The 13,209-nt window shown below is 46.3% G+C and carries 6 protein-coding genes and 2 pseudogenes; all 8 read left to right on the top strand.

The window, feature by feature from the left end; translation table 11 throughout:
- The first annotated feature begins 53 nt into the window (after positions 1-53).
- Positions 54-1,805, top strand: a complete 1,752-nt coding sequence (locus ABEW73_RS21115) for a sensor histidine kinase (RefSeq protein WP_430167791.1) — start codon at positions 54-56, stop codon at positions 1,803-1,805.
- A gap of 22 nt (positions 1,806-1,827) precedes the next feature.
- Positions 1,828-3,417 carry a response regulator transcription factor gene (locus ABEW73_RS21110; RefSeq protein WP_430167794.1) on the top strand — a complete coding sequence of 530 codons (1,590 nt, stop codon included), beginning with the start codon at positions 1,828-1,830 and terminating at the stop codon, positions 3,415-3,417.
- Positions 3,418-3,749: 332 nt separating this feature from the next.
- A complete protein-coding gene (locus tag ABEW73_RS21105; RefSeq protein ID WP_430167797.1) occupies positions 3,750-5,582 on the top strand; it encodes a hypothetical protein in 1,833 nt (610 codons plus the stop codon).
- A 1-nt stretch (position 5,583) separates the two neighbouring features.
- A pseudogene (locus tag ABEW73_RS21100) lies at positions 5,584-6,058 on the top strand (discoidin domain-containing protein).
- A 137-nt stretch (positions 6,059-6,195) separates the two neighbouring features.
- Positions 6,196-7,362 (top strand): annotated as a pseudogene (locus ABEW73_RS21095) (glycosyl hydrolase family 8); the annotation flags it as partial.
- 51 nt (positions 7,363-7,413) lie between these two features.
- Positions 7,414-8,871: a DUF7594 domain-containing protein gene (locus ABEW73_RS21090; protein WP_430168236.1), complete on the top strand. Its 1,458-nt coding sequence runs from the start codon at positions 7,414-7,416 to the stop codon at positions 8,869-8,871.
- 387 nt (positions 8,872-9,258) lie between these two features.
- The gene (locus ABEW73_RS21085; RefSeq protein ID WP_430167799.1) at positions 9,259-11,754 is read left to right on the top strand and encodes a GH39 family glycosyl hydrolase; all 2,496 of its coding nucleotides are present in this window, start codon (positions 9,259-9,261) and stop codon (positions 11,752-11,754) included.
- 206 nt (positions 11,755-11,960) lie between these two features.
- Complete coding sequence (locus ABEW73_RS21080; RefSeq protein ID WP_430167802.1) at positions 11,961-13,202, top strand: PTS sugar transporter subunit IIC; 1,242 nt, start codon at positions 11,961-11,963, stop codon at positions 13,200-13,202.
- Positions 13,203-13,209 lie beyond the last annotated feature (7 nt).

Here is a 13,209-nt window from a genome sequence, read left to right as displayed (position 1 = left end):
CTATACTGCGGAAGTACATTCTGCAAACCTTTTCCATGGAGCCGGGGTAGTGTATGCCTATGTTGAATATTAAAGACTCGCTTCGCTTTAAGCTGATCATCGGTTTCTTTACGATCGCGGTACCTCTTGTAGCCCTGCTTCTCTACAACAACTACTATGCATCCAATACGATCAGGGAGCAGGTGGCGGACTCGAATAAAAATTCGATGATCCTCTATTCCCACCAGATCGAGGCAGCCCTGAACAAGGAGACGAATTTTTTGTACAATATTGCCGTTGAAGATCCGAACATTGCGGCACTCTCACAGCTTCTGAATGATCCCGATGAGTACTATCTTGCCAAGGCCAGAATCTTGAATACGTTTACGCGTTATCACCGGTTTGACAACAGCGTCGATCTTCAATTTATTTACTCCGTACAGAAGCAGGATTTATTCAATACACCGATTAAGACTCAATCCTACGATGAGCTGTTGTCCATCAAAACGACCATTGAACAGCTGGTCAAGGAGGTTCAACCGGACAGCGCCTATTTCCGCGAATGGAAGGCCATTGAGTACAGCCAACATAAATACGCGTTGATCAGGCTGGTGGATACGGGAGATGATTTTTACCTCGGGGCATTTGTAGAACTGGAGAACCTGATGATACCGCTGGATCTGATTCACTTGGAATATGGCTTTGCCAGCTTTGTGAATGAGCAGGGTGAATTGTTGACCAACACGTCAGCGATCGGAACGAACCGGCTGAATACCTCGCTTGCTTCTGAATCCAACGAAGTGTATCAAATCGTGAAGAAGGACGATCAAAAATATATCGTAGTCATGAATCAGATTCAGGGCACCGATGTCATACTAAGCGCTTTTATACCCGAGTCCCAGATGCTGAAGAATCTGTATCACTTTCGGAGAGGGATTATCATCATATCCATCGTGGCTTTCATCATTCTGATTATCTATTTGGTTTATCTCAATGAGATTATCCTGAAGCCTATGAACAATCTTGTCCGCGGAATGCGCAGGATCAAGCACGGAGATTGGAATACGCGGCTTCATGCTTCTAAAGCGAAGGAATTCAACATGATCAACGAAACCTTCAACAGTATGGCCTCCGAGATTCATGAGCTGAAGATCAGTGTTTACGAGGAACAGATCAAAGCGCATAAAGCCGAACTTAAGCATTTACAGCTCCAAATCAATCCCCATTTTTTATTGAACTCCATCAATATCGTTTACAATTTGGCTGAAATTAAGAATTATAGCGTGATCCAACTCATGTGCATGAACCTCGTCAAGTACTTCCGTTTCACAACGAAAACGAATCAAATTGCGGTGACGATCGCGGAAGAAATGGAGCATATGGAGAGCTACATCAAAATACAGCAGGTCCGTTTCCCGGAGCGAGTCACCTATGAAATACATATATCGGATGGCGCAGCCCAAGCGGCAATCCCGCCGCTATTAATTCAGCCTTTTATTGAAAATGCAATTAAATACGGATTTGATTTCATGGAACATCCTTTTCATATTGCCATTCATATCAGCCTTACCAGGCATGAACAATTGGAGATTGTGATCACCGATAACGGGAGTGGCTTCTCCCAGGAAGTGCTGGAGCAATTACAATCGGGCGGTTACATGGAGAATCAGACAGGGGAGCATTTAGGCATCACCAATGTACAGTATCGTCTTAAGCATATCTTTGGGCATATGACTCGCCTTGAGTTTGATAACGCTCCGGATTCCGGGGCCAGGATTAGAATTGTACTTCCTATCCGGACGGTAGAGCAGTTTACTTCATATTGATGATCTGTATGGGGGTAGTCACATGTTTAAGGCACTTATTGTAGATGATGAGATCTATGCGGTAATGGGAATTAAGAGCGGCGTGAATTGGCAGGATCTGCAGGTGTCTGAAGTGTATGAGGCTTATAATATGCGCGATGCATTACAGGTTTTTGAACGCACTCCGATTGATATTATGATCTGTGATATTGAAATGCCCAAAGGGACAGGGATTGAACTGCTCGAGCGGGTGAATGATATTTCTCCCGATACAGAGACCATTTTTCTTACCGCCCACTCCGCCTTTGACTTTATGAAGAGAGCGATTCAACTGGATGGCTTCGATTATTTGTTAAAACCGATCGAATTTGATGTGCTTCAGGCAACCATAGCCAAAGCGCTGCATTCGATTAAACAGGAGCGGGAACTCCGTCATATGCGCGAGCATTACAAACCATATTATGAGCTGTGGCGGAAGAAAAAAAGCCTGATCACGGATAAGTTCTGGAATGATGTGTTTTCGGGAAGAATCGTCTGCACTCCGGCTAATGTTAGGGATGTTCTTGAAGAGCATGAGCTTAGCGGACTGCAAGATGCTGTATTCATGCCTGTTCTGGTGAGCGTGGAATCCTGGCTGCGCGAGCTCAGCACAAAGGATGAAGAGATCATGGAATACGCTATCCGCAAAGGTGCATCCGAAATGCTATTGCCTACCGGCAATGGAGAGGTCATTCAGACCAAGCAGGGGGTGAATGTCGTCCTTATTGTTGGAGAGGAGGGGACGGAGGGGGATTCCACTCATGAACTGAACTTGCGCTGTAAAAAATACATTCAGGACTGTCATACCTACTTCGGTTGTAATATTTCCTGTTATATCGGCAATCGTTCCAATATGTATGAAATTGCCGATACGTACAGGCAGCTGCTGGAGATGGAGTACAACAATTTGAATAAATCCAACCAAGTGTATTGGCTGACTTCATTAGGCACCCATTCCATTAAGACAATGATACCGCGAATATCGACATGGACCCTACTTATGGAGCATGGACAGCTAGAAGAAATACAGAGAGAGATTCATGGACGTATCGAGGAATTGAGTCGAAATCCAGAGCTTTCGGTTAGTGAGCTTGAAGGCTTCCGACAAGAATTTATGCAAATGGTCCATTATATTCTTCATAAAAATGGACTGTCTGCGTTAGAGTTGTTTCAGGATCAGGCAGGAATTCATCTGTATGCTCAGCCGCGTAATCTTGAACAATTGAAAGCTTCGGTGCTTCAAGCCGTTCAGGTTATCCATGATCAGCTCCATCCGAATTGCTCCGTGATTCAACGTATACAGTCCTATATAAAGGAGCATTTGCACGAACCGATCACAAGAGAACAGCTGGCCAGCTTCGTACATCTCAATCCTGCGTATCTTTCCCGTCTGTTCAAACGCGAGGTAGGCGAATCGATTACAGATTACATATTGTATGCCCGGATGTCGCAGGCCAAAGATTTAATCTCGAACTCGACCATCCCTATATCCGAAGTAGCCAAAAGCTTTGGCTATCATAACTTCTCGCATTTTTCCAAAATGTTCAGAAAAGTATATCGAGTTTCTCCGCAGGAATTTAGACAGCAATCATAATCTCAACTGGGTTTCTATTCAACGAAAAAAGCCTGTGTTTCCTACTCAAGGAAATACAGGCTTTTATGTGTATTTACCGAATCGGGTACACTAGTGTCCCTTCTACTATATTTAAATCCAGAACCGATTACATGACAACCTAAAAAAAACAACAACACACCTTAATTTAGTCCCTTTCCGAATTCGAGAAATGGGATTAGAACTAAGATACCATACAATAATTTGTATACATCCCAGAATGTGGTTTTTTACAACTCCGTGAGAGGGGGATTGCTTATACCGAGTGTTCGCTAGTCGCTTTACAACTTCATATTTAGGGAGGAGTCGATTGGATGGTAGAGGCGAGAAAATATTCTGCGCTGGTACTGGGCGCGATCCTTGCTCTGGTTTTATGGGGGTTTCCTCCGTCTTCAACAGCAGAAGCTGCCGGGGTGCACCCGTCGCTTCCGGATTGGTCCAAAGCGGGATATAAGGGCGGGACGTCTCTCCCGGATGGTGGGACGGTTATCGATTTGGTCAGTAAGGGTGTCATTGCCAATGACGGTATGGATGATTCCGATGCGCTGCAGGCGGTCATCGACTCGATCCGCAACGGTTCTTTAACCGTGAATGGTGCTAAGGTCAGTGAGACAAACCGGGCTGTTTTGCAGTTTCCTGTCGGTCAAATCAATCTGAGTAAATTCATCCGAGCTGATGCCAGCTGGGTTACGTTCAGAGGTGCAGGCGCTGACCCGGCCACAGGTACGAAGATCGTGTTCAAGCCTGCCAGCACGTATGCTTCGGACGACGGCCTTCCCGTCATCGATGGAAAGCTCTGGCCCGGGTATGGGGCATTTCGTGTGGAAGATCGGACCAAAAGCCCGAGTGAACCCGATTATGAAGGCAGCATCAATTTCCATTGGAAAAGCGGCGTTAAAGTAGCAGGCGCAGGCGGAGGAATGAAAGGCAGCAGTCAAGTGAAATTGGCGAGCGGAAGCGGAAGCAAATTCAAGGCAGGGGATACGATCTATGTCGGAGCGGCCAATACGCCGGGTTTATATCAGCTCATGGAGGCGCCCGAATCGTATTGGATCAATCAGCACATGCGCAGCCAAATGTTTAAGGTGACCAGTGTGAGCGGGGATACGCTGACCATCGACAAACCGCTTGAATTTGACATTCCGTATAGCAACGGAGGAGGAATCTTGGGAACAACCTACTACAGCAAGGTCATGCCGATCAAGCTGGTAGAAGGCGTCGGCTTTGAACATTTTTATTTTACCCAAGATATTTCTTACACCCCATACAGCCACAAAAACGCAAACGATTATGACCCGGTTGGTAACCCGGACGGTGTTGGTCTGAAGTATACCAACGAGGCTCCGGAATATGCGATCCATGCGATTGTTTTTAAATGGGCCCAAAACGGGTGGGTGAAGGGGGTTCGTACGTACATGACGGGCTCGCATCCGATTGTGACCGAATTTGCGAGACATATGGAGTTTAGGGATAATATCATTTTCGGCTCATGGAATAAAGGCAAGGGAGGGCACGGCTACTTCCGCGGATCTAAATTATACGACAGCAAAATTATCAACAACACGATTGACCGTGTTCGCCATTTAACGCTTCAATGGTCGGCAACGGGCAACGTTGTCTCGGGCAATACCATGACGGTGGATATGAACCTGCATGGCGGTTGGGAGCGACGCAACTTGATCGAGAACAATACGATCGCCGTTCCGTATCTTCATCGCAGCTGGGGCGAGGGTGAAGGTGGCGCAGAACCAGAGGGTGGAACATGGTACCCCATCTGGTATGGAGCGGGCCCTCATGCTTCCAAGTGGTCCGGCTCAACGGGTGAGCAGAATGTGTTCTTTAATAACAATATGAGCAAGCAGGAAACGGAAGGCGGAAGTTATACGACCTATACACCCTATCATGATCCTCACCGTATCTATCAAATCGGATGGGACGGAAGCAAATGGACGCATCTGGAGAAGCCGGCCGGCACGCTGATCAGTACCTGGACAGACAACGAAAAGGTGGATTACGGGCTTTCTCCGAACAAAGGCGTTTATGACTGCCTGACATTCTCCGGAAATTCATTATTGGGAAGCGGAACGGCAGTGTTGGATTGCAGGTCAGACAATACCGAAGATACGCAAGCGCCTAACAACCAATGAAATGACGCCTCCCTCCGGGAATTTGGCCCTAAACCAAACCGCAAAGTCAAGTTCAAATGAAACTTCGAGTTTAGGCCCAGCCCAGGCTTTCGACGGTAGTACGACCACGAGATGGGCAAGTGCCGAGGGAGCTGATCCGCAATGGATTTACGTTGACCTTGGTTCTGTGAAAAGCATTAATAAAGTCAAACTTATGGGAAGACGCCTACGGGAAAAACTACAAAATTCAAGTGTCGACGGATACGGCAGCGCCAGTAAATTGGACGGAGGTATATTCCACTTCAACCGGTGACGGAGGGACGGACGAAATCGCATTCGCAACACGGGATGCCAGATATGTAAGGATGTATGGCACGGTAAGAGGAACATCCTATGGGTACTCTTTGTACGAGTTTGAGGTGTACGGTTCCGCTGCTTCAAGCAGCGATACGAATCCCGGCGATATGATCAGCAATGACACAGGGCTTATCTTTTAGAAGTAACTATGGTTACAGGCAAGATGCCCGAAACCAATCCAATAGGAGGAATAGGAATGTTAAAAAAATGGTCAATTCACGCACTTTGCCTCGTCCTTTTGATGTCGACTTTTCTCTCACCGGTGTTTGTACAAGAAGCCCATGCAGCAGGCGAGAAAAAGCCGTTTCCCCAGCAAGCGAGCTTTGCTGGAATTACGAAGCCCAATCATCTCTCGCAGTCGCAATTGAATGCAGACGTTATCGCTTACTATAATTCATGGAAATCCAGCTATTTGAAGAGCAACTTGTCCTCCTTGCCCGGCGGATATTATGTAAGAGGCGAAATTACAGGAGAACCAGGCGGGTATAAGGCGTTGGGCTCTTCCGAAGGTCAAGGATACGGCATGCTCATTACGGTGTTAATGGCTGGTTATGATCCGAATGCCAAAACCATTTACGACGGCCTGTTCAAAACAGCCAGAGCCTATAAAAGCAAGGGAAATTCTAACCTGATGGGCTGGGTCGTAGCGGACTCCAAAAACGCACAGGGAGATTTCTACTCGGCGACCGACGGGGATCTGGACATCGCTTACTCGCTCATTCTCGCTCATGATCAATGGGGTTCCTCCGGTACAATCAATTATTTGGCCGAAGCCAAAAAAATGATTACGGATGGAATCAAGAAAAGCAATGTCACGACTAACAACCGGTTAAATCTCGGCGATTGGGATAGCAAAAGCGCACTGAACACGAGACCTTCGGATTGGATGCTCAGCCATTTAAGAGCCTTTTACGAGGTTACCGGCGATTCAACGTGGTTGAATGTCATCAATAACCTGTACAACGTCTATAATTCATTCAGCGCCTCCTATTCGCCGAACACGGGGTTGATTTCGGATTTTGTCGTTGACAATCCTCCGAAGCCCGCTCCGCGAGATTATTTGGAAGAGTTCCCGGAAACGGACGAATACAATTATAATGCCGCTCGGGTACCACTCAGGATTGTGATGGATTATGCGCATTATGGTGAGACGAGAGCCAAATCGATCACCGATAAACAGGTTGCCTGGATCAAAGGAAAGACAGGCGGCAACCCCAACAATATTAGGGACGGGTATCTATTGAACGGAACGGTGTCTCCATCGGCAAGCGGGGCGGAAGGTGTTTTTGTCGCTCCGTTTATTTCGGCAGGAACCCCGAACAGCGGAAACCAGGCCTGGATCAATAGCGGCTGGGACTGGATGAAAAGTCATAAATCCGGTTATTACAGCGACAGCTTCACTCTCTTAAACATGCTGTTCATTTCAGGTAACTGGTGGAAGCCAGGAGGGGGAGGCAACCCAGCAGATACGCAAGCACCAACGGCCCCTTCGAATTTGGCGGTTACTGGAAAGACTTCGTCCAGTGTCTCTCTTTCATGGAATGCTTCTACGGATAATGTAGGGGTTACGGGTTATGAGATTTATAACGGCTCAGTACCAGCGGCTTCCGTTACAGGAACGAATGCGACCATCAGCGGCTTGAGCGCCAACACGGCCTACACCTTTACGGTCAAAGCCAAAGATGCCGCCGGGAATATATCGGGCGCGAGCAATGCAGTGACAGCCACAACAAATAACGAGACATCGTCCCCGAATCTTGCCTTGAACAAGACAGCCGTTGCAAGCTCAACCGAAGCCTCGGGCTTTGAGCCTGCTAAAGCTTTTGACGGCAGCCTGGCAACGCGATGGGCAAGCGCAGAAGGCGTTGACCCGCAATGGATTTATGTCAATCTCGGGGCAGTGAAGAACATCAATCGAATCCAATTAAATTGGGAAGAAGCCTATGCGAAGAGTTACAAGATTCAAGTATCTGTCGATAACGGAACACCTACCAATTGGACGGATGTATTCTCCACAACAACCGGGAATGGCGCCATAGATGATATTGCCATTCCGGACCGAAATGCGAGATACGTGAGAATGTACGGCACGGCCAGAGGTACCTCCTACGGATACTCCTTATATGAGTTTGCAGTGTTCGGAACCGATTCTACGGGCAGCTCGGATACGGAGACACCAACGGTACCAACGAATTTGGCGGTTACCGACACGACCTCCTCCAGCGTTACGCTTTCATGGGGTGCAGCAACGGACAACGTAGGTGTTACTGGTTACGATGTTTATGAGGGCGCCACGTTGGCTGCCACCGTTACCGACACGATAGCGACGGTTAACGGGTTAAACGCCAACACGACGTATACGTTTACGGTCAAAGCGAAAGATGCAGCCGGCAACGTTTCGGCTGCAAGCAACGAAATCAGTGCGACCACGAGCGGGGATACGGTGAACCCTGTCAAACTTACAGCGATCGAGGACAGCTTCATTCGTGGCGGTACGTATGCCGGGGATCAATATGGCTCCCAGAATACGATGACGGTAAAGCTGCGCGCCTCCAATGCCTCTTACGATCGAGCAGGTTACTTGAAATTTGATACGACCTCATTAAGCGGGTCCGTAAGCTCTGCTATTCTTAAAATCTATGTAACCAATATTCATAGCAATACGAGTTCCTATACAGTGGAAGCCAGAGGAATCAACGATGATGTATGGTCTGAAACGTCGATCAACGCAACTAACCAGCCGACAGAAGCCGGGACTGCATTGGGGACCGTGACGGTAAGTCAAAAAGGTGCCTATGTGAGCTTTGATGTCACTTCATTTGTGAACAGTCAATCGGATGGAGTCGTAAGCTTCCGCATCGTCGGTCTAGATGAAGATATGGGCGCAGATTATGCGACCAAGGAACATTCGGATACGGCCATTCATCCTGTTCTTATCATTAATGGAGATTAATGAATACATTAAGACCGCGATCAAGTGAAATTTTGGATTAAGACAGAAGGGCTGCCATTTGGGCAGCCCTACACTTTATTACACATGAACCATAGAATTACAGATGTCTACAAAATCATCCTTCAGAATACGGGACAACATGATGCCGATTAGGTTTTTATCTAATCGGCATCAGCTTTCTTTACAGTGAAACTAAACTAGTATAATAAGATCTTGTTCTTCGGATGGCCTGTATTCTAATGTATGTAAAAGTCCTAAACTATCCATGCTATAATGATGAGCTTCTATAATTTAAGAATATGTTTGTAATCTATGAGACACTTTATAATCCTTTCAGTATGTAGAATAAAGTTATATCGTTCAGTTCATAAGAAATGAGGGCAAATTATGCGTTACCTTTATGAATTTATCGAGCATCAAGAGGATATGCCTTTTAAGCTGTTTGTCAACAGCGTGAAGCAGGTACCATTTCACTGGCATAAAGAGGTGGAGATTGTCTATGTTCTCCAAGGTTCTGTTATCACGCATCTTGACCAGAAGGAGTATACACTGCATCAGGACGATATCATTGTGGTGAACAGCATGTCGATCCATAAGTTTGAACAGAATAGCCATGACAATATTTTATTAACGCTTCAGTTTGGTCCGGAGTGGCTGCATAATAACATTTTCATTTCTTGTAATTCATCGACTGAGGCCGATCCGAGCGGCTTCCGATTTGACACGATCAAGCAAGAGCTTGCAAAGATGGTATGGGAAATGAACAAGAAGTCTCCAGGCTATCGAAGCTTTACTATGGGAAGGCTGCAAACGTTATGTGGGCATTTACTGCGATATTTTTCGGAAGGAATCAACCCGGAAGCCGAAGATGGCAGCAAGAGCTATGATTATAAGAGGTTGAATCGGGTTCTTACCTATATCGATCAAAATTACAAAGAGAAGATTACGCTGCAGACGATGGCGGAGCAAGAGCACTTAAGTTTGCATTATTTTTCTCACTTCTTCACCGATAAAATCGGTATTCCTTTTCAAAAATATTTAACGCTGATCCGTTTGGAGAAGGCCCAGTCGGAGCTTTCGGGAAGTGAAAAGAGCATCACCGAAATTGCGATGGATTGCGGTTTTGCGAACGTAAAGCTATTCAATAAATACTTCAAAGAGAAGTACGGCTGTACACCAAGCTCGTATCGTGAAGCCGCTACCTCGCTTCAGGATAAGCCTAATCGAAAACCGCTTACATATGAAGAATCCTCGAGTGGAGACTATTATGAATTAGATACGATCAATGCGATGGGGTCGTTATATCGATATCTGGAAGTGAAGTCGGATCAAGAACAGGAGAGAGCGAACCCTCTAATGGCGGTTGTTACGGAGCATGAGCAAATTCAGATTCAGCCGGGCATGTCGTCAGCAGGGTACAAAAAGCACTGGAATGTTACCACAACAGCGGGCAGGGCCGTTGAAGGGCTGCGCGATGACTGGCGTCGGCAGCTGACCGAGCTTAAAGGACGAATTCCCTTTGAATACATACGTTTCCATGGCATCTTTAATGATGAGATGATGGTATACAACGAAGAGGAAGACGGTACTCCGGTCTATAACTGGTCCTATGTTGACAAGCTTTATGACTTCCTTATTGGGCTGGGTATCAGGCCGTTTGTGGAGCTTGGTTTTATGCCGACCCTGCTCAGCCGTTCCACTGAAACGGTATTCTGGTGGAAAGGGAATATTTCCCCTCCAGCCGATCAGGCAAAATGGGAGGCGCTTGTTCGTGAGTTCGTTCGGCATTGCTTAAATCGCTATGGGGCTCGGGAAGTAAAGCGATGGTACTTTGAAGTCTGGAACGAACCGGATTTATCAGGCGTTTGCTGGGCAGGAAGCAAAGAGGAATACTTCTCTTTTTATGAGTCTACCGTTCGAGTAATCAAGTCGGTACTTCCTGAACTAAAAACAGGGGGGCCTGCTTTAGGTTATGGGTCACTTTGGAACGATACCTGGGCTGAGGAGTTTATGGAATATTGCAAGAGGCACCAAGTTGCGATCGATTTCTTTTCCTTTCATATCTATTCGGAATATCCTCAGCTTAAAGCAGAGCAGAACATATTGACGAAGATGATGCCGCCAACCTTTTATAAAGAGAGCATCCATCGACTGCAGAAAAAAATGGAGCTTGCCTCTTTCCGTGATATGGAGCTGCATATTACCGAATGGAACTTTTCGCTCTATGACCGGCATCTGCTGCACGATACCATGTTTATGGCCCCATTTGTGATGTATCATGCGATCCATACACTGGGAGACGTACAGGCCATAGCTTTTTGGTGCTTTACGGATGTGTTTGAGGAATGTCTGGTTCCATCCTCCCCGTTTTATGGAGGCTTTGGTTTAATGAATCGGGATGGACTTAAGAAGCCGAGCTATTACGCCTTTGAGCTTCTTCAGAAGCTGGGTGAAGAAATAACTGTTAAAGGTGATGGTTATGTAGGTACCCAGAATAAAGACGGGAGCATGCAGCTCCTACTGTATCATTACGTCCATTTGGATCATATGTTTTCAAGCGGAGACTGGTCGGAGATGTCCAATCTTAACCGTTACGGCGTGTTCGAAGAGAAGGGCAGCAAGGTGTATCAAATCAACATTCCTCATCTATCAGGAACCTATAAATGCACAACTTATCAGATGGACCGAGATCATGGCTCCGTTTTTGATGAATGGGTTCGCATGGGCGCACCCGAGATCTTGACGGAGGAGGAACTTGCATATCTTCGTGGAAGAAGCGGCCCGGTTATCCGGACAGAGATAATAGTGGATCAGGGTTGGCAGAAAGAACTCATTCTTCCACCGCATGGCGTGCTATTGCTCACATTAGAGAAACAGTTTTAAACACAAAACCCTTCAAGAACAACACCGCTCCATAAGAGAGGGGTGTTTTTTGCTGTCCATTCCAGGCGGCTTCGATTGGCTGGCTCCAAAGACGAGAAATGAACAAAAAACGACCATAGACGAGGCAATTTACAACGAGTAAGCGTTAACAATGAACCCTATACTATAGCTATGTCCACAACAGAATTACAAGGGGGAATAAACAGATGAAGCGTTTCATGAAATGGATGACGGAATCCTTTGCGCCTAGATTGGATGCGATTACAAATAACATTTGGATAGCATCGATTCAAGAAGCCATTATGGTTGCCATCCCGATGATTTTTATTGGTTCCATTATTACGTTGATTTCAATTTTACAAGACTTTATTCCGGGAATGCCGGATTTAACACCAATTACGACATTCAGCTTCGGTCTTCTCGGGTTGTTTATTGCATTTCTAACGCCGTATACGGTGATGGAGAAAAAGGAGAAGCACAAAATCAAGCTGCTGGCGGGAATGACCGGCATATCCTTATTCCTCATGCTGCTTAATCCAGTCGTAAACGAGGACGGAACCGTTCAGTTCATTCTTGAGCGTTTTGGTCCTGCCGGTATGGTTACGGCACTCATTGTAGGCGTCTTCATCGCCGTCATCATGAACGTCTGTGCTAAGTTTTCTTTCTTTAAAAAAGAGTCATCCATGCCCGAGTTTATTATGGATTGGTTTGACTTCCTGGTGCCGATTGCCTTGATCATGGGCATAGGCTGGGTTCTTGTATATCAGCTTCACTTTGATATCTTTGGACTGATTGTGAGCGTGTTTGAACCTATTAATGCTATGGGGCAAAGCCTGTTTGGGTTTATTCTGTTTAACTTTATTGGGGTTGTGCTGTATTCCTTCGGGGTTAGCCCATGGGTTATGATGCCGATATGGTACGCCATATGGATTCCGGCGATTGAAGAAAATGCGGCTTTGGTGGCGCAGGGACTGGATCCCGTCAACATTAATACCTTTGAAACATTTTTCTCCGGGTGGCTTGGAATCGGAGGGATGGGTGCAACCTTACCACTTGTCATCTGGTTCCTGTTTGCCAGATCCAAAAAGCTGAAAACCATTGGTAAAGCAACTTTAATTCCTTCCCTGTTTAATATTAACGAGCCTGTTGTGTACGGAGCGCCGATCGCCTTCAATCCGCTTTTGATGGTGCCTATGTGGATCAATGGTCTAATTACACCCATTATCGTCTACTTAGCTCTTGATATGGGGTTTGCACAAATCCCGAGTAAAATCTTCCAGTTGTGGTATACGCCAATCGGTTTATCGACTTACCTCATGTCCGGATTGAATGGACTCATTCTGCTCGCCGTCGTCTTGCTGATTGTGTTCGCTGTATGGTTCCCGTTTTTTAAACTGTACGATGCGCAAGAATTGAAGAAAGAGCGGGAGTACCAAGAAGAAGCTTGATATGAAA

This window comes from Paenibacillus lautus (assembly GCF_050482385.1).
In the GTDB taxonomy this organism is placed as follows: domain Bacteria; phylum Bacillota; class Bacilli; order Paenibacillales; family Paenibacillaceae; genus Paenibacillus_AQ; species Paenibacillus_AQ lautus_B.
This window is presented reverse-complemented; position numbering and strand designations above follow the sequence as displayed.